The following is a 16,706-nucleotide window of genomic DNA, read 5'->3' on the forward strand; positions in this document are numbered from 1 at the left end:
CTGCGGCAAACTGTCTTGATACAGATCAAGGCGTTGTTCTGCGCAGTTTTGCATTTAAGGCTCAGAAAAAACTGTCTGACGCGGGCCAGAGAATCGCGGCGGGCAAGGAAAAGGGACGCAAGATGTCTAATTATATCAAGCTAATTGCGCTTGGTTTGGTCACGCTCTTTGCGATGATCGCGACCAACTACGCGCGGGACGTGGCCTACCAGGTCCATGCGATCATCATCATGGTCGTAGCGGCCGGGCTGTTTCTCCATACTCTTCGGCGCACGGATGAACCAGTGCTCGCTGCGGGGTCGCTGCAGGGAGAGTACTTCGATAGTGTGGTGCGCGCCGGTGTGGTGGCAACCGCGTTCTGGGGCGTGGTCGGGTTTCTGGTGGGTGTCTTCATCGCCTTCCAGCTTGCCTTTCCGGTCCTGAACTTTGAGTGGGCGCAGGGGCTGGCCAACTTCGGGCGGCTGCGGCCTCTGCATACTTCGGCGGTGATTTTTGCCTTTGGTGGCAATGCGCTGATTGCGACCTCATTTTACGTGGTGCAGCGCACCTCGGCCGCCCGTCTCTGGGGCGGTAACTTGGCGTGGTTTGTGTTCTGGGGCTATCAGCTGTTCATCGTGCTGGCGGCGACCGGCTATCTGTTCGGGTCGACCCAGTCCAAGGAATACGCGGAACCGGAATGGCATGTTGATCTATGGTTGACCATTGTCTGGGTGGCTTATCTGGCTGTGTTCCTGGGCACCGTCATCAAGCGCAAAGAACCGCATATCTATGTAGCCAACTGGTTCTACCTCGCGTTCATCGTGACCGTGGCGATGCTGCATCTGGTCAACAACATGACGATCCCTGTCAGCATCTGGGGCTCCAAATCGGTGATCATGTGGTCGGGCGTGCAGGATGCAATGGTGCAGTGGTGGTACGGCCACAACGCTGTGGGCTTCTTCCTGACTGCGGGGTTCCTTGGCATGATGTACTACTTCGTGCCGAAGCAAGCAGAACGCCCCGTGTTCAGTTACAAGCTGTCGATCATCCACTTCTGGGCACTGATCTTTCTGTACATCTGGGCTGGCCCGCACCACCTGCACTACACCGCGCTGCCGGATTGGGCCTCGACCCTTGGCATGGTGTTCTCAATCGTGCTGTGGATGCCTAGCTGGGGCGGTATGATCAACGGTCTGATGACCCTGTCGGGTGCCTGGGACAAGCTGCGCACCGACCCGGTGATCCGAATGATGGTAATCTCTATCGGCTTCTACGGCATGTCCACCTTTGAAGGTCCGATGATGTCGATCCGCGCCGTGAACTCGCTGTCGCATTATACCGACTGGACCATTGGTCACGTTCACTCCGGCGCGCTTGGCTGGAACGGCATGATCACCTTTGGTGCGCTCTACTTCCTGGTGCCGGTCCTGTGGAAACGTGAGCGTCTCTACAGCCTGAGCCTGGTGTCCTGGCATTTCTGGTTGGCCACCATTGGCATCATTCTCTACGCGGCATCCATGTGGGTGACCGGCATCATGGAAGGCCTGATGTGGCGCGAAGTGGATGCCAACGGGTTCCTGGTGAACTCCTTTGCCGACACGGTGGCTGCGAAATTCCCGATGTACGTGGTGCGCGCTCTGGGTGGGGTCATGTTCCTCGCTGGTGCTCTCGTCATGTGTTACAACCTGTGGATGACTGTACGGCGCGCGCCGGCCAAAGAGGCCAGCCTGACCGTCGCAGTTCCCGCTGAATAAGGAGGGCCCGAGCAATGGGAATTCTCGACAAGCACAAAATCCTCGAGACCAACGCGACCCTCCTTCTGGTGTGCAGCTTCCTGGTTGTCACCATCGGTGGTCTTGTCCAAATCGCGCCGCTGTTCTGGCTGGAAAACACCATCGAAGAGGTGGAGGGCATGCGTCCCTACACCCCGCTGGAGCTGGCCGGGCGTGATATCTACATCCGTGAAGGCTGCTATGTCTGTCACAGCCAGATGATCCGCCCAATGCGGGACGAGGTCGAACGGTATGGACCATATTCGCTGGCGGCAGAGTCGATGTATGACCACCCGTTCCAGTGGGGGTCCAAGCGAACCGGTCCGGATCTGGCCCGTGTGGGTGGTCGCTATTCAGATGAATGGCATGTGGATCACCTGCGCAATCCGCAGTCAGTGGTGCCGGAGTCGGTAATGCCAAAATATGGCTTCCTTGAGGGCAACCGGATCGATGGAAAATACATCGGCGATGTGATGACGGCAAATGCCTTTGTTGGGGTGCCCTATTCCGATCAGATGCTGGAAAACGCGCAGGCAGACTTCCGAGCGCAGAGCGATCCAGATGCCGACTACGACGGCCTGCTGGAGCGCTACGGAGAAAAGGTCAGTGTGCGCAATTTCGACGGCCAACCGGGGATCTCCGAGGCCGATGCGCTGATCGCCTATTTGCAAATGCTGGGGACATTGGTTGATTTCTCGACCTTTACCCCCGTTGCCAACCGCTGATTGGAGGCAGACATGGACATTTATACTCTGCTTCGGGAATTCGCCGACAGCTGGATGCTGCTCTTCCTGTTTGTGTTCTTTCTGGCCGTGGTGGTCTGGGCGTTTCGCCCCGGCAGCACCAAGGTTTACAAGGATACCGCTAACATCCCCTTCCGGCATGAAGACAAACCCGCCCCAGAAATGGGTAAAGCCAAGGAGGCGCGGTCATGAGCAAGAAAGTGAAGAAGTTCGAGGACGATCCGAACACCACCGGCCACAGTTGGGATGGGATCGAAGAATTCGACAATCCGATGCCGCGTTGGTGGCTCTGGACTTTCTATGCCACCATTATCTGGGCCATCGGTTATACTGTTGCCTATCCAGCCTGGCCGGGGATTCAATCGGCGACGGCTGGTGTGCTGGGCTGGAATTCCCGAGCGCTGGTCGCAGAAGAAATCGCAGCCGTGAATGAGGCCAACGCCCCGATCAACAGCCGTCTGGAGGAGATTGAGCTGGCGTCTATTACCACCGATCCCGAGTTGAACGGCTATGCGGTCTCGGCTGGTTCTGCGGTGTTCAAGACCTGGTGTGCGCAGTGTCACGGTGCCGGTGCCGCCGGTGCCAAGGGCTATCCTAATCTCTTGGATGATGACTGGCTTTGGGGCGGATCAATGGAAGACATCCATACAACGATTGCCCATGGTATCCGCAATGAGGAAAGCGATGACGCGCGCTACTCTGAAATGCCTGCCTTCGGTCGTGATGAGCTGCTGGAGAAGGACGAGATCAGCCAGGTCGTCAACTACGTGATGTCGCTGTCCGGCGAGGCGCAGGATGCCTCTCAGGTTGCGGCCGGGTCGGTTATTTTTGCAGATAACTGCGCCTCTTGCCATGCTGAGGACGGCACAGGAGACCGCGAACAAGGCGCGCCAAACTTGGCGGATGCGATTTGGCTTTATGGCGGTGATTACGCCACTTTGACCGAGACCGTGCATAATTCGCGCTACGGTGTGATGCCGAACTGGAATACCCGCCTCACAGAGGCGCAGGTTCGCGCCGTGACCGCCTATGTCCACCAACTGGGTGGCGGCGAATAATCAAGCTGCCCGTTTTTTCACAGTAAATGGGGCTGCCTTTGGGCGGCCCCATTCTTAATTGTGTACGGCGATTGAAGATGGGGGATTTCCTTCTTGAAGCTACAGTTACTATAGGGTGTAGCCGTGTCGGGCATTGGAAAAAGGATACACCATGTCTGACGTCGCACACCTCACGCCATCCACCATGCTGGACTTTCGCAGCCCTGCTATCGTGAGGCTGATTAGTCAAAGAGGCTGGCTGGGGCTGCGTCCTTCTGAACGGATCGGCGCGGCTTATGATTTTGTCAGCAACGAGATCCTGTTCGGCTACAATATGTCCGACACCCGCAGGGCGTCTCAGGTGCTGGCGGATGGCTACGGTCAGTGCAACACCAAGGCAACGCTGCTAATGGCACTGCTGCGGGGCTTGGGTATTCCCTGCCGACTGCACGGTTTCACCATCGATAAGAGCCTACAACGCGGCGTAGTGCCTGAACTGGTTTACTGGATGGCGCCGCAGAATATTCTTCACTCCTGGGTTGAAGTAAGGCTGGACGGGCGGTGGATCAATCTTGAGGGGTTCATTCTCGATAACGGCGTATTGGTGGCGCTTCAGGCGGCTTTCCCAGGACGGAACTCGCTTTGTGCCTATGGCGCTGGGACGGATTGCCTACAGAGCCCGCAAACTGTTTGGCACGGCCAGGACACGTATATTCAAAAGACTGGCATCAACGCCGATCTTGGCTTGTTTGAGAGCCCGGATGCGTTCTACGCCCACCACCAACAGGCACTGACGGGGCTACGCAGATGGCTATATCGAAACGGCATCCGGCATTGGATGAACAGGCGGGTCGCCCTGATCCGACGCGGGTTGGTGCCAAAGTTGCCAGGCGGGGAGGCTACGTTGAACCCAAGCATTCGTAAGCGGGTCTTTGGGGTGGAATAACTGGCGCGTATCAGAATTTGGCAGGGGTTTGATCCGTATCAAATACATCTGATCCGCAGCACTCTAATCTGAGAAAACTAGACAATGCCGCTGGTTTGCCTTCTTGCGCTTCGGTGGCCACCTATCCCCAGACCCACTTATGGGCTTGGGGCAAGCGTCGGCTTTTGATCTGTTCGCGCGTTTCCTGAAAGCCGACGCTTTTTTTCCTTTCCCTCTCTTGTGTTGCCGCGGTGAAGCTCTCTTTGATCACGGACAGCCTATCGCGCGCGGCGCTGGCATCGTAGACTGATTGCAGAGCAGAAACTGTGTGCAATTTTGACCTGCGCTTTGGTGTCACATCTGCGACTTGGCGACGCGGAGTAATAGATGAGATCCAATCTATCCGTATGTTTTTAAACAACTAAATGTGAATATAGGCGATGTGGGCAGAATGCCACGCCCCGTTGACGGCACCCGCGCAAAGGCAAAGATGCTTTCATGATATGCGTTTGATCCACGTCAAGGTTCGCCAGTCGCGTATCTGGGACAACCGCAGCACAATGCAAGATTTGGAGTGAGTCCGTGAGCGATTCCGACCCCGCCCCCAGCCTATATGCCGCCAGAGAACCGATTTTCCCGCGGCGTGTGTCCGGGCCGTTTCGAAACTTGAAATGGTATATCATGGCGGTGACGCTGGGGATCTACTACCTGACGCCCTGGATCCGCTGGGACCGGGGTCCGGCACTTCCGGATCAGGCGGTTTTGCTGGATCTGGCCAACCGGCGCTTTTATTTCTTCTGGATCGAAATCTGGCCACATGAATTCTACTTCGTCGCCGGCCTGCTGATCATGGCCGGGCTGGGGTTGTTTCTGTTTACGTCGGCGCTTGGCCGTGTCTGGTGTGGCTACACCTGTCCGCAAACTGTCTGGACCGACCTTTTCATTCTGGTGGAACGCTGGATCGAAGGGGATCGAAACGCGCGACTGCGCCTGCACCGCCAGAAAAATCTGGATTTCAGAAAGGCGCGGCTGAGGGTGACCAAATGGGTGGCGTGGCTGTTGATTGGCCTGGCGACCGGCGGGGCTTGGGTGTTTTACTTTGCCGATGCGCCGACTTTGCTTTGGGATCTTGTCACGGGCAACGCCCATCCCGTTGCCTATACCACAATGGCAATCTTGACCGGCACCACCTTTCTCTTCGGGGGCTTTGCCCGAGAGCAAATCTGCATCTATGCCTGTCCCTGGCCGCGTATTCAGGCGGCGATGATGGATGAGGATACCTTGACCGTAGGCTACCGCGAATGGCGTGGAGAGCCGCGTGGCAAGCCTCGCAAGACCGATGAGCCCGGTCTGGTGCATGGCGACTGCATTGATTGCATGGCCTGCGTGAATGTCTGCCCGATGGGGATCGACATTCGCGACGGTCAGCAGATGGAGTGCATTACCTGTGCGCTGTGTATTGATGCCTGTGACGATGTCATGGAGCGGATCGGTAAACCACGTGGCCTGATCGACTATATGGCATTGAGCGACGAGGCAAATGAACGCGCTGGACAGCCACCAAAGAACATCTGGAAACATATCCTGCGCCCGCGCACGATCATGTATACAACGCTCTGGGGGGCTGTCGGCCTTGCCCTGATATTTGCGTTGTTCATCCGCTCCGATATAGAGTTGACGGTTGCCCCTGTCCGCAACCCAACTTTTGTCACGCTTTCTGATGGCTCAATCCGCAATACCTATGATGTCCGCCTGCGCAACAAATCGGGCGAGCCGCGTCCGTTTGAGCTGTCGATCAAGGGGACGCCTGATATGCGGCTGACCTTGGAAGGTGTGGATGATACTATTGTCACTGTGCCCGCCGACACCAGCTTTCTTCAGCGGGTTTACATCGTGGCGCCTAAAACGGCAGACGCAGCGGCGGCGCGTAGCACACCGGTGCGGATCTGGGTGACAGATATCGACAATGGCGAGCGCGCGCACAAGGATAGCAGCTTTAACGGAAGCGGGAGCGGACAATGACCGAGGACAAGCCAACACGCCAATTCACCGGCTGGCATATGTTGATGGTTTTTGGCGGTGCCTTCAGCGTGATCATCGGCGTCAATATTGCGCTGGCGGTCAATGCGGTTCGCACCTTTCCGGGGCTTGAAGTGAAGAACAGCTATGTCGCCAGCCAGAGCTTTGATGCCCGCCGCGATGCGCAGCAGGCACTGGGCTGGTCGGTCTATGCCTCGGCTGTCGGCGATCAAGTGAAACTGGAAGTCACCGATGCCGATGGTGCCCCGGTTGAGGTCGCCGCGTTGCGCGCGACCCTTGGCCGTGCGACCCATGTGAAGGACGACCAGACACCTGATTTTCGGTTCGACGGCACGGCTTATGTCGCCCCTGCAGAGTTGAGCGCTGGAAACTGGAACATCCGAATGGTCGCGCGGGCGGAGGACGGTACGGAGTTTACGCAGCGTGTCATCCTGCATGTGGCGCGGTAAACGATGAGCACCGCCGTCCGCCCCCAGCTTGCTGCCTGTCCGGGCTGCGTTGCTGCACCAAATGGTACAATAGAGCAGGCGCCAACGGAGGCGCGTCTGGCGCTGTCACTGCCTAGCATCCACTGTCAGGCCTGTATCTCAACCGTTGAGCGCGGACTGAACGCGGTGCCGGGCGTGCGGAGCGCGCGGGTGAATCTCACACTGAAACGCGCGCTGATTGAGGCGGACCCCGAGGTGCGCGCCTTGGATCTGGTGCCGGTGCTGGAGCGCCTGGGGTTCGAGGCGCATGAGTTGAACCTCGCCGCGCTGAATGCAACCCAGACAGATCAGGCCGGTCGTGAGCTATTGATGCGGTTGGCTGTTGCCTTCTTTGCCTCCATGAACGTGATGCTGCTGTCGATTTCGGTCTGGTCCGGGGCGAGCGACGCAACCCGCGATATGTTCCATTGGATCTCTGCGGCGATCACCTTCCCGGCAATCCTGTTCGCTGGGCAGCCGTTCTTCCGCAATGCCTGGCAGGCCCTGCGGGTGGGGCGGTTGAATATGGACGTGCCGATTGTTCTGGCAATTGTTCTGGCCCTGCTGACTTCCCTGTGGGAGACGTCCCTTTCCGGAGAGCATGCGTATTTCGATGCAGCGCTGACGTTGACCTTCTTCCTGCTGGCCGGGCGGTATCTGGATCATCGCACCCGCGCGGTCGCTCGGTCCGCTGCGGAGGAACTGGCCGCCTTGGAGGTGCCGCGTGCACTGCGTCTGGATTCGGCGGGACAACCGGTGGAAGTGGCGGTCGCAGATCTGGTCATTGATGATCATATTCTTGTGCGTCCCGGTGGGCGAATGCCCGTGGATGGCGTCGTGCTGGAGGGGCAGTCTGAACTGGACCGATCCCTGCTGACTGGCGAAACGCTGCCGGTTTTTGCAGAGGCAGGCAGTCTGATTTCGGCAGGTGAAGTCAATCTGACCGGTCCGCTCGTCGTGGGTGCCACAGCTGTTGGAACACAAAGCTCGCTGCATCAATTGGCCGATCTGGTTGCTATCGCTGAATCTGGCCGTTCGCGTTACACCTCGCTCGCGGATCGCGCGGCCAAACTGTATGCGCCAGGGGTGCACATCCTTTCGGCCTTGGCCTTCCTGGGCTGGTATCTCTTTACCTTTGATCTGCGCGTGGCGCTGAATATTGCCGCAGCCGTATTGATTATTACCTGTCCATGTGCGTTGGGTCTGGCGGTTCCGGCGGTGACCACCGCTGCCTCAGGTCGGTTGTTCAAAAAAGGCATGCTGATCAAACATTCCACCGCGCTCGAGCGGCTGGCAGAAGTCGATACGGTGGTTTTTGATAAGACTGGAACGCTGACCAATGGCACGCCGCAGTGTGACGATTTCGCCCTGCTGTCACCTCAGGATCAACAGCTTGCCTATGCATTGGCACTGGGATCAGATCATCCGCTGTCGGCAGCTATCTGCCGCGCAGCAGAGCAGGCGGGGGTTCGGCCCGCTGTCGTTACCGGATTGCAAGAGGTAACGGGTTTTGGCACCGAAGCATCATACCATGATCGGCAGGTGCGTCTGGGGCGTGCTGCGTGGGTCGGTGCGGAACCAGGGGCCAAAACGGCGGCTTATCTGGACAGCGGCGCGGGGCGGGCACAGGCGTTGACGTTCTCTGATAGCTTGCGCCCTGGTGCGGCTGAGGCTGTCGAGGCCTTGCAGAAGGCGAACAAGAACGTCTGGCTGATCTCTGGTGACACTGAAGGCGCAGTTCGCGATCTGGCAGAACGCTTGAAAATCCAGCATTGGATTGCATCGGCGTTGCCACAGGACAAATCCGATTGTGTGGCTGAATTGTCAGAGCAGGGGCAGCGGGTGTTGATGGTCGGTGATGGCTTGAACGATACCGCCGCACTGGCAGCTGCACATGTGTCGATCTCACCTGCATCGGCGTTGGATGCTGCGCGCGTGGCCTCGGATATCGTGTTGTTGGGGCAGGATCTGGCCCCCATTGCCGAGGCCTGTGTTGTTGCGCAAAAAGCAACCTACCGCATCCGCGAGAACTTCCGTATCGCCACGCTCTACAACGTGATTGCGGTCCCTCTGGCAGTGGCCGGGTTGGCAACGCCATTGGTCGCAGCCTTGGCGATGTCGACCTCCTCCATTACTGTATCTCTAAATGCGTTGCGTCTGCGCTAAGGGCGCAGTGAGCCGTCCAGCCCGAAAGACCTGTTATGAGCGTTCTGTCCTATTTGATACCGATTTCGCTGTTCCTGGGGGGCATTGGCCTTGTTGGGTTTCTCTATACCGTGCGGTCAAATCAATATGACGACCCAGAAGGGGACGCGCGCCGAATCCTGAATGATGAGTGGGATGATCACCCAAAGCCTTGAAATCGGTAAGACAGATTCATGCCGCATACAAAAAAGGCGCCCCCGGGGCGCCTTTTTTATTGGCTTTGTGACCCTCTGTCAGGATGGCCCGACCGTGTCGCAGGTGATGTTGCGGGCAGAGAGGCGGCGGCAGGCGAGGGCCGCGCTCTCTTTGGTCATGCCAAGAAAATTGGCATCAAAGCCACGAGGTGTTTTCACAACTTTACGAAGACTGCCGTCCAGTGTTGCCATCTCCGCAAGGGCGGTTCGTAGCAACACTTTTTCGGCCTGATAACGGCTGCCGTAGCGTCCTACGTTGATGCCCCAGTAGCGCCCGCCTGAGGTCGAAAGCCGGGTGACAACCACCGGTTCAGGCGCGCTGTTCACTTGGCTTTCGGCCAGTTTTGCGGGGCGTGCCATGGGGCGCAGGCCGACAAAGGGGCGGGGCTTCGCAGTGGGGGGGCTGCTCTGCTCGGCAACGGCAGCGATCACTTCTGCTTCGGCAATGGCGGCGGTGATGCTGGCCTGTAGGATGTCGCGGTCCAGCTTGGGGGCGGCCTCTACGGCTGATGCCGTGGTATCGGGTGTTGCGTCGTCTGTTGCAGGTGCAGCTGTCTGGACCTCGGCTAGCACGGTTGCGGGTTCTGGTGTTACGGCGGCTGGACGTCTTTTGGGGCGTAGACTGGTTTTTACCAATCCTGTTACGCGAATGGTCTTACCTGCGCCCTGGCTTGGGGCCTCTTCGCCAGAGCTTGCCAGCTGCGCGCCAAGACCCTTGTTACCCTGATAAGCTGGACGGGCGGGGCGGCGCAGCTTGGCGCGAGTGGGTGCGCGGCGAAAACCGAGGTCCAGGAGTTCGGCCACTTTGGCATTGCGCGACGTTGAGGATTTGCCACCAAATACCGTGGCGATCACCCGTTCATTGCCGCGTTGCGCCGATGCAACCAGGTTGAAGCCGGCAGCGCGTGTATAACCGGTCTTGATCCCATCTGCCCCCCGGTATGCCGCCAGCAGACGGCGGTTTGTGTTGGGGACCTGACGCACGCCTGCGTCTGTCGATTTGCGGGAAAACAAGTTGTAGTATTCTGGATAATCGTACAGCAGATGCCGCCCTAGTGTGGTCATGTCGCGGGCCGAGGACATATGCCCCTTTTGGGTCAGGCCATGCGCATTTTTGAACGTAGTGCGCGACATGCCCAATGCCTTGGCCGTACGGGTCATACGACGGGCAAAGGCGGCTTCGGATCCTGCAAGTGTCTCACCGATGGCTGTTGCGGCGTCATTGGCGGATTTTACGGCGGCGGCGCGAATCAGATATCGAAATGCAATGCGTTGACCGGTCCTCAGCCCCAGTTTGGAGGGTTGTTCGGAGGCGGCGTTGCGGCTGATCTTGACCTTGGTATCAAGGCTGATCTCGCCATTGCGAACCGCCTCAAACGCAATGTATAGCGTCATCATCTTGGTCAGAGAGGCGGGGTGCAGCCGGGTGTCTGCGTTGCGCGAATGCAGGACTTCGCCGGTGCGCGCGTCGATAACCATAGCCGCATAAGGTGCGGCCATCGCACCGGGCGGCGCGGTTGCGGCCATCGATAGGAGAATAACCAGTCCCAAGACCCAACGCCCCAGCCGGCAATACGCCCGCTGTGCGCGGGTCAGCGGAGTCCGCCTGACCTGCACGATATCTGCCATGTTTGCCTCTTGCCGCCGGTTTTCCGACTGACGTTTTTGCCTGTATTAAAAAATCGTAACACAGGGTCGGCACGGAATAAACCGCGAGGTTTTTAAGGGAAAATCTTGTTTGGGATGCGATGTCCGACATCTAGTGGGTCACCATTAAGGCGCCTACTAGATCGGCGGTTGGTTAAGGAAGTGTTAGCGAAAAAACTTGCGTAAGGCACAGCCGTTGGCGGATGTGCGCTTGGGTTTGGTGCTCTGCTGCAACAGCGTGGAGGGTCGCGTCGGCACGACTGGCGACATTGCAGGCGGTAATGGTCCCTCATCGGGCATTGATCAGGGCTGGTGTTGGCCTGTTGTGTAGAATGGCCCAAAATAGTCCAGCTCAATTGAGAACGCACACGCCACGGGGATTCGCGCTGTGATCGCTGCCTTGAGGGACTGCAGCAACATATTTGAGAATGCGGCATCGCGGTGCGGCTTCACCAATGCGGAAACTTTCACAGCAACATGGGTGTGGTGGTAGACATCCGTCGGATAGCCTCGTCCCTTGCAATCCCCTGCGCCGTCATCGTGTGAAAGAATGACCTGTTCGATCTCGGCAAGGATTGCAGGGATATCGAGCTCCAGATCATTGGAATATTTGATTTCGGCGTGAGGCATCTATGAGTCCGTATTTGATAAGATGAAAGAATACATGCAGATCCTAGCCGATCTCGGCGACCAAACTGGCGAGTGCGCTTAGGTCAGTGATCTCGGAATATCGCGGGCTGTGGTTCGGGGCAGGGGCATATTCGACTTCCCAGACCAGCCCATGTGGCACATAGGTGCCCCAGCCACCGGCCTCAATGATGGGGACCACGTCGGAGCGCATTGAATTGCCCACCATCATTGCGTGTTCAGGGCCGTCGCCATGGTGGGCGAAAATATCGACATATATCTCGGGTGTCTTTTCCGACACGACTTCCACCCCGTGAAACAGATCCCCGAGGCCCGATTGCGCCAGTTTGCGTTCCTGATCCAGTAGGTCGCCCTTAGTCACCAACACCACCCGGTGGCTGTCGGCCATTGCTTCAACCGCTGCCCGTGCGCTTGGCAGCAGCTCAATCGGGTAGGACAACATCATCTGGCCCGCTGTAATCAGCTCTTGGATGACGCTGGCAGGCACACGGGCTTCGGTCACCTCGATCGCGGTTTCGATCATCGACAGGGTAAAGCCCTTTACGCCGTAGCCATAGCGCCCCAAATTCTGTTTTTCCGCTGCCAGCAACCGCTTACCCAAGGTGTGAGAATCAAGCGCATCAGGAACGTGATCCATCAACAGCTCAGCAAAGCGATCCTGCGTGATGCGAAAGAATCGTTCATTGTGCCAGAGGGTATCGTCGGCATCGAAGCCAATTGTTGTCAATTTTCGGGTCAATCGGACACGCTCAATCCCTTTTCCTATCCACAGGAAAGGCTATATAAGCGGGACACCAAAATCCATCCACGATCGGAACTCTGTGTAATGCTGCTTACGCCAGTCATGATGTCGGACAATTCAGATGATGACACCGACTTCGGTGTCATGACCAAAACACGGCCCAAAACGCAGCGTCCGCCGCGGTACAAGGTGCTGTTGCTGAACGACGACTACACGCCGATGGAATTTGTGGTGATGGTGTTGGAGCGTTTCTTCAACATGACCCATGCCGAGGCGTTTGAAGTAATGCTGGTCGTGCATAAAAAAGGCGTCGCGGTAGTTGGTGTCTTTAGTCATGAAATTGCGGAAACCAAGGTCGGGCAAGTCATGGATTTTGCTCACCGCCATCAGCACCCATTGCAGTGTACGATGGAAAAAGAAGAATAATAAGAGGCTATTAGATGTCTGTTCGCCTGTCCCTGGCGGTCGAGACGGGCGGGTTCTCCGTGCCCGACGTCGGTCGTATTGTGGTGTTCCACCCCTCATCAGACCTGGATTTGTCTGCCCTTCCAAAAGAACGCATGCTGATCGTCCAGCCCTTCGCCCCAGATCATTCAGCGTTTACCGCACAAGGCTATGACTGTGTCGCCGAACTGCCCTCGGATGAACGCTTTGCCGCCGGGCTTGTTCTTCTGCCGCGGGCCAAGGCGCTGATGCGCGGTCTCTTTGCCAATGCGGCGGCTGTCTGCGATGGGCCTGTGCTGGTGGATGGTGGCAAGACCGAAGGGATCGATTCGGCGCTGAAAGCGCTGCGCGCCCGAACTGAGGTCTCAACGCCGATTTCAAAGGCGCATGGTAAGGCCTTTTGGTTCAATGGGGCGACCGCTGATCTCAGTGATTGGCAGATGGAGCCATCACAGATCAACGGCGGATTTCAGACCGCGCCGGGTGTATTTTCTGCTGATGGCATTGATCCCGCCTCTGCCCTGCTCGCAGCAGCGCTACCCGAGAAACTGGGTCGTACTGTGGTCGACCTTGGTGCTGGATGGGGGTATCTCGCGGCTGAGATCCTGAGATGTGAGACAGTGCGCACGCTTCATCTAGTGGAGGCGGATCACAATGCTCTCAATTGTGCGCGCCATAACGTCAGCGATCCGCGGGCACAGTTCCATTGGAGCGATGCGCGCGCCTGGCAGGCGCCGGAGCGGGTAGACTGCGTTGTGTCCAACCCGCCGTTTCACACCGCGCGCGCCGCCGAGCCGTCGCTGGGACAGGCCTTTATTACGGCGGCATCTGGTATGCTGGCCCCTGCAGGGGTCCTGTGGATCGTCGCCAATCGGCATTTGCCTTATGAAACCACACTGACCGAGCAATTTGTAACACTGGATGAGATCGCAGGTGATAACCGGTTCAAGGTGCTGCGCGCCAGCCGTCCCCGCCGCCACCGCCGGTGAAGTCAGGGCGTGGGAAACGGTGGTTCCCTTGTCATGATCGGCAGTCTAGGTTGCTGACAAAAGGGGCGATCATCTGCCTCGCTGATCCTGACGGAGGTCATTCATGTCTTTTTCCATCTCTGGCAAAACGGCCATCGTCACCGGCTCGGCCAGTGGCATCGGTTTGGCAATTGGCAAGCAATTCGCAGCCGCTGGCGCCAATGTCATGTTTGCCGACACTGATGAGACTGCCTTGCTAAGCGAGTTGGGCACCCAGGCGGACAAAAGCAATATCCGTTATTTTGCAGGTGACCTGCGCGAACGCCTGACCATTGCCAATCTGCTGTCTGCGACCATAGACGCCTTTGATGAGGTCGATATCCTGGTGAATGGTGCGCGTCAGGTGGTGACGACGGACCCTCTGGATCCCGAGGATGAGTCGCTTGAATTGCTGCTGAACCAGACATTGCTGCCCACCATGCGCCTATCGCAGCAGGTGGCACGCCGCATGATCAAACAGGGTGAGCAGCGGGACAGCAACGGTCCAAATGGGGCGATCATCAATCTGTCGTCCATCGCCGCCCGCCGCTCTCATCCTGAACTTATGGCCTATTGCGTTGCCTCTGCTGCGCTGGATCAGCTGACCCGATCGTTGTCCGTCTCTCTGGCGCCCCATCGGATTCGGGTGAATTCGATTGCGTTCGGCTCAGTCATGAGCGCGTCTATGCAGGCCACGCTCAAGGACAACCGTGCCTTCCGGCAGGACATCGAGCGCCATACGCCGCTGGGGCGGATCGCCTCTCCCAATGAATTGACCGAGGCGGCGCAGTTTCTGGCCTCGGATGCCGCCGCGTTTATGACTGGACAGGTTGTTACGTTGGATGGGGGGCGGACGCTTCTGGACACTGTAGCGGTGCCGGTCCACTAACGCCTATATTCCACCTATGCTGTATTGGGTCTCCAGATGAGCAATGACATGATCAACGAAAAGGCCCGCGCTGCGGCCTGGTTTACATCCCTGCGCGACAGCATCGTGATAGCTTTTGAAGCGCTAGAAGACAGCCACGACACTGGTCCCTTCAGTGATCAGACAGCGGGCCGTTTCGAGATCAGCGAGACAAAGCGCACTGCCGAGGATGGCAGCGATGCGGGCGGTGGCCTGATGAGCGTGATGCGCGGCGGTCGGGTGTTTGAAAAGGTCGGCGTCAATATCTCCGAGGTCTACGGCACTCTTGGAACACGCGCCCAAACCGCGATGGCCGCCCGCAAAGGGATTGAGGGAATGCAAGAGGATCCACGTTTCTGGGCATCGGGTATTTCCCTGGTTGCCCATATGCAGAATCCTCATGCACCCGCCGTTCATATGAACACCCGCATGTTCTGGACACCACATGCCTGGTGGTTCGGCGGAGGATCGGATCTGAATCCTTGCATTGAATACGATGCGGACACCGCGCATTTCCACCGCACGCAGGAACAGCATTTGGCACCACATGGTGACGGTCTCTATGCTGAGTTGAAAGACTGGGCAGATGAATACTTCTACATCCCCCATCGCAATCGCGCCCGGGGCGTTGGCGGTATCTTCATGGATGATCGCAACACCGGCAACTGGGAGGCGGATTTCGCTCTGACGCAGGATATCGGCCGCGCCTTCTTACCCGCCTTTCTGCCGCTGGTCGAAAAACGTCGTTTGCTGGACTTTGGCAGCGCCGAAAAGGACAGGCAGCTGGTGCATCGCGGGCTCTATGCCGAATACAATCTTGTCTATGACCGCGGCACGAAATTTGGCCTGGAAACCGGCCATGATGCAAACGCCGTGCTGATGAGCCTGCCGCCAATGGCGAAATGGATCTGATTTCGCGCGCTTTCGCTGATCGCGCGCTGCGTCTGGCTTGGTGATTGCTCTTACGGCCGCGGCAGGCTTTACTAGACCAAAGCGCAGCCAATCGCGCGAGGTAGGTGGAGCAGATATGGGCAGAGTGTGGCGGGCGATTTCGTTGGTGCTGATGGTGGCCGCCTGCGCGCCGCGCGCCGCTCAGGTTGTTGCACCATCGCCCCCGATCGGTCAGCCAATTGTGGCTGGTGAAACCTCAACAACGTTGGCGGTGGCGCGGGCACAGCTGATCACCAATCCAAAATTCGCCGACAATGACCCGCACCCCTGGGAGGGGCGCACGCCCTGGTCTTACCCAATCCATGGCATTGATGTTTCGCGCTGGCAGGGGGACATCGACTGGCGTCGGGCCAAGGCGGCGGGTATCAGTTTTGCCTATATCAAGGCGACTGAGGGCGGCGATCTGGCGGATCCGAAATTCCGTGACCACTGGACGGGAGCTCGGCAGGCCGGTGTTAAGCGTGGTGCCTACCATTATTTCTACTTCTGTCGCCCTGCCGCTGAACAGGCCCGCTGGTTCATCCGCCACGTGCCACGTGACAGCAAGGCACTGCCGCATGTTCTGGACATGGAATGGACGCCACAGTCGCGCACCTGCACGAAACGCCCCTCCGGTAGCAAGATCCGCGCCGAGGCGGACCGTTTTCTTGATATCCTTGAGGCGCATTATGGGCGCCGTCCCGTGCTCTATACCACAGTGGACTTTTATCGTGACACCGGGATCGGGCGGCTGCCCGGGACAGAGTTCTGGCTCCGCTCTGTTGCGGACCACCCACATGTCACCTATTCCGGCGCGCTCTGGCGGTTTTGGCAATATACGGGCACCGGGCGGGTACCGGGAATCAATGGAAATGTCGACCTAAACGTCTTCGGCGGCGGCCCTGAACGCTGGTTGCGTTGGTCAGGTCAGATCTAGTCGGTCAGGCCAGATCTCAGGGGCAAAACGGACAAGTGACAACGGCATAGCTTCTGCCGTGAATGTGCTATCTTCTGGCTGA

17 protein-coding genes are annotated in these 16,706 nt (G+C 58.0%); 14 read left to right on the plus strand and 3 right to left on the minus strand.

The window, feature by feature from the left end:
* Nucleotides 1-122: 122 nt before the first annotated feature.
* From ccoN to ccoS, 9 genes are all read left to right on the plus strand, one after another.
* Nucleotides 123-1,733 (plus strand): cytochrome-c oxidase, cbb3-type subunit I, encoded by a 1,611-nt coding sequence (ccoN, locus tag PhaeoP97_RS02430; protein ID WP_072503726.1) that lies wholly within the window; start codon nucleotides 123-125, stop codon nucleotides 1,731-1,733.
* 14 nt (nucleotides 1,734-1,747) lie between these two features.
* Nucleotides 1,748-2,476: a cytochrome-c oxidase, cbb3-type subunit II gene (ccoO, locus tag PhaeoP97_RS02435; protein WP_072503727.1), complete on the plus strand. Its 729-nt coding sequence runs from the start codon at nucleotides 1,748-1,750 to the stop codon at nucleotides 2,474-2,476.
* A gap of 12 nt (nucleotides 2,477-2,488) precedes the next feature.
* On the plus strand, nucleotides 2,489-2,686 hold the full coding sequence (locus PhaeoP97_RS02440) for a CcoQ/FixQ family Cbb3-type cytochrome c oxidase assembly chaperone (RefSeq protein ID WP_040174575.1): 198 nt from the start codon (nucleotides 2,489-2,491) through the stop codon (nucleotides 2,684-2,686).
* Nucleotides 2,683-3,552 (plus strand): cytochrome-c oxidase, cbb3-type subunit III, encoded by an 870-nt coding sequence (ccoP, locus tag PhaeoP97_RS02445; protein WP_072503728.1) that lies wholly within the window; start codon nucleotides 2,683-2,685, stop codon nucleotides 3,550-3,552. Before PhaeoP97_RS02440 ends, ccoP begins: the two co-directional genes overlap by 4 nt.
* Nucleotides 3,553-3,703: 151 nt before the next feature.
* Nucleotides 3,704-4,477 carry a transglutaminase-like domain-containing protein gene (locus PhaeoP97_RS02450; RefSeq protein WP_072503729.1) on the plus strand — a complete coding sequence of 258 codons (774 nt, stop codon included), beginning with the start codon at nucleotides 3,704-3,706 and terminating at the stop codon, nucleotides 4,475-4,477.
* A 561-nt stretch (nucleotides 4,478-5,038) separates the two neighbouring features.
* Nucleotides 5,039-6,478 (plus strand): cytochrome c oxidase accessory protein CcoG, encoded by a 1,440-nt coding sequence (gene ccoG / locus PhaeoP97_RS02455; protein WP_072503730.1) that lies wholly within the window; start codon nucleotides 5,039-5,041, stop codon nucleotides 6,476-6,478.
* Nucleotides 6,475-6,945, plus strand: a complete 471-nt coding sequence (locus tag PhaeoP97_RS02460) for a FixH family protein (protein ID WP_014881153.1) — start codon at nucleotides 6,475-6,477, stop codon at nucleotides 6,943-6,945. Before ccoG ends, PhaeoP97_RS02460 begins: the two co-directional genes overlap by 4 nt.
* A 3-nt stretch (nucleotides 6,946-6,948) precedes the next feature.
* Entirely contained in the window at nucleotides 6,949-9,129 is a 2,181-nt protein-coding gene (locus tag PhaeoP97_RS02465) for a heavy metal translocating P-type ATPase (protein WP_072503731.1), read from the plus strand.
* Between the two features lie 35 nt (nucleotides 9,130-9,164).
* Nucleotides 9,165-9,323: a cbb3-type cytochrome oxidase assembly protein CcoS gene (gene ccoS, locus PhaeoP97_RS02470; RefSeq protein WP_014881151.1), complete on the plus strand. Its 159-nt coding sequence runs from the start codon at nucleotides 9,165-9,167 to the stop codon at nucleotides 9,321-9,323.
* Nucleotides 9,324-9,401: 78 nt separating this feature from the next.
* On the opposite strand, the gene PhaeoP97_RS02475 is transcribed toward ccoS, so the two are convergent.
* The 3 genes from PhaeoP97_RS02475 to PhaeoP97_RS02485 all read right to left on the minus strand — a co-directional run bounded on the left by PhaeoP97_RS02475 (nucleotide 9,402) and on the right by PhaeoP97_RS02485 (nucleotide 12,396).
* Nucleotides 9,402-10,991: a D-alanyl-D-alanine carboxypeptidase family protein gene (locus tag PhaeoP97_RS02475; protein WP_072503732.1), complete on the minus strand. Its 1,590-nt coding sequence runs from the start codon at nucleotides 10,989-10,991 to the stop codon at nucleotides 9,402-9,404.
* A gap of 321 nt (nucleotides 10,992-11,312) precedes the next feature.
* Nucleotides 11,313-11,639 carry a hypothetical protein gene (locus PhaeoP97_RS02480; RefSeq protein WP_072503733.1) on the minus strand — a complete coding sequence of 109 codons (327 nt, stop codon included), beginning with the start codon at nucleotides 11,637-11,639 and terminating at the stop codon, nucleotides 11,313-11,315.
* Between the two features lie 43 nt (nucleotides 11,640-11,682).
* A complete protein-coding gene (locus tag PhaeoP97_RS02485; RefSeq protein WP_072503734.1) occupies nucleotides 11,683-12,396 on the minus strand; it encodes an HAD family hydrolase in 714 nt (237 codons plus the stop codon).
* A gap of 87 nt (nucleotides 12,397-12,483) precedes the next feature.
* Here PhaeoP97_RS02485 and clpS point away from each other — a divergent pair, with 87 nt between their 5' ends.
* The 5 genes from clpS (at nucleotide 12,484) to PhaeoP97_RS02510 (ending at nucleotide 16,624) form a co-directional block, all read left to right on the plus strand.
* Complete coding sequence (gene clpS / locus PhaeoP97_RS02490) at nucleotides 12,484-12,825, plus strand: ATP-dependent Clp protease adapter ClpS (protein WP_072503735.1); 342 nt, start codon at nucleotides 12,484-12,486, stop codon at nucleotides 12,823-12,825.
* Nucleotides 12,826-12,839: 14 nt separating this feature from the next.
* Nucleotides 12,840-13,832, plus strand: coding sequence for a class I SAM-dependent methyltransferase (locus PhaeoP97_RS02495; protein WP_072503736.1), 993 nt, complete (start codon nucleotides 12,840-12,842; stop codon nucleotides 13,830-13,832).
* Between the two features lie 103 nt (nucleotides 13,833-13,935).
* On the plus strand, nucleotides 13,936-14,739 hold the full coding sequence (locus PhaeoP97_RS02500; protein WP_072503737.1) for an SDR family NAD(P)-dependent oxidoreductase: 804 nt from the start codon (nucleotides 13,936-13,938) through the stop codon (nucleotides 14,737-14,739).
* 36 nt (nucleotides 14,740-14,775) lie between these two features.
* Nucleotides 14,776-15,669 carry an oxygen-dependent coproporphyrinogen oxidase gene (gene hemF, locus PhaeoP97_RS02505; RefSeq protein WP_072503738.1) on the plus strand — a complete coding sequence of 298 codons (894 nt, stop codon included), beginning with the start codon at nucleotides 14,776-14,778 and terminating at the stop codon, nucleotides 15,667-15,669.
* 115 nt (nucleotides 15,670-15,784) lie between these two features.
* Nucleotides 15,785-16,624, plus strand: coding sequence for a glycoside hydrolase family 25 protein (locus PhaeoP97_RS02510; protein WP_072503739.1), 840 nt, complete (start codon nucleotides 15,785-15,787; stop codon nucleotides 16,622-16,624).
* Nucleotides 16,625-16,706: the final 82 nt, after the last annotated feature.

Origin of the sequence: Phaeobacter porticola (assembly GCF_001888185.1) — a bacterium.
GTDB lineage: Bacteria > Pseudomonadota > Alphaproteobacteria > Rhodobacterales > Rhodobacteraceae > Phaeobacter > Phaeobacter porticola.

Coding starts and splice junctions, on each gene's coding strand:
- ccoN (WP_072503726.1), top strand. CDS start 123: ATGTCTAATTATATCAAGCTAATTGCGCTTGGTTTGGTCACGCTCTTT.
- ccoO (WP_072503727.1), top strand. CDS start 1,748: ATGGGAATTCTCGACAAGCACAAAATCCTCGAGACCAACGCGACCCTC.
- PhaeoP97_RS02440 (WP_040174575.1), top strand. CDS start 2,489: ATGGACATTTATACTCTGCTTCGGGAATTCGCCGACAGCTGGATGCTG.
- ccoP (WP_072503728.1), top strand. CDS start 2,683: ATGAGCAAGAAAGTGAAGAAGTTCGAGGACGATCCGAACACCACCGGC.
- PhaeoP97_RS02450 (WP_072503729.1), top strand. CDS start 3,704: ATGTCTGACGTCGCACACCTCACGCCATCCACCATGCTGGACTTTCGC.
- PhaeoP97_RS02460 (WP_014881153.1), top strand. CDS start 6,475: ATGACCGAGGACAAGCCAACACGCCAATTCACCGGCTGGCATATGTTG.
- PhaeoP97_RS02465 (WP_072503731.1), top strand. CDS start 6,949: ATGAGCACCGCCGTCCGCCCCCAGCTTGCTGCCTGTCCGGGCTGCGTT.
- ccoS (WP_014881151.1), top strand. CDS start 9,165: ATGAGCGTTCTGTCCTATTTGATACCGATTTCGCTGTTCCTGGGGGGC.
- PhaeoP97_RS02475 (WP_072503732.1), bottom strand. CDS start 10,991: ATGGCAGATATCGTGCAGGTCAGGCGGACTCCGCTGACCCGCGCACAG.
- PhaeoP97_RS02480 (WP_072503733.1), bottom strand. CDS start 11,639: ATGCCTCACGCCGAAATCAAATATTCCAATGATCTGGAGCTCGATATC.
- clpS (WP_072503735.1), top strand. CDS start 12,484: ATGCTGCTTACGCCAGTCATGATGTCGGACAATTCAGATGATGACACC.
- PhaeoP97_RS02495 (WP_072503736.1), top strand. CDS start 12,840: ATGTCTGTTCGCCTGTCCCTGGCGGTCGAGACGGGCGGGTTCTCCGTG.
- PhaeoP97_RS02500 (WP_072503737.1), top strand. CDS start 13,936: ATGTCTTTTTCCATCTCTGGCAAAACGGCCATCGTCACCGGCTCGGCC.
- hemF (WP_072503738.1), top strand. CDS start 14,776: ATGAGCAATGACATGATCAACGAAAAGGCCCGCGCTGCGGCCTGGTTT.
- PhaeoP97_RS02510 (WP_072503739.1), top strand. CDS start 15,785: ATGGGCAGAGTGTGGCGGGCGATTTCGTTGGTGCTGATGGTGGCCGCC.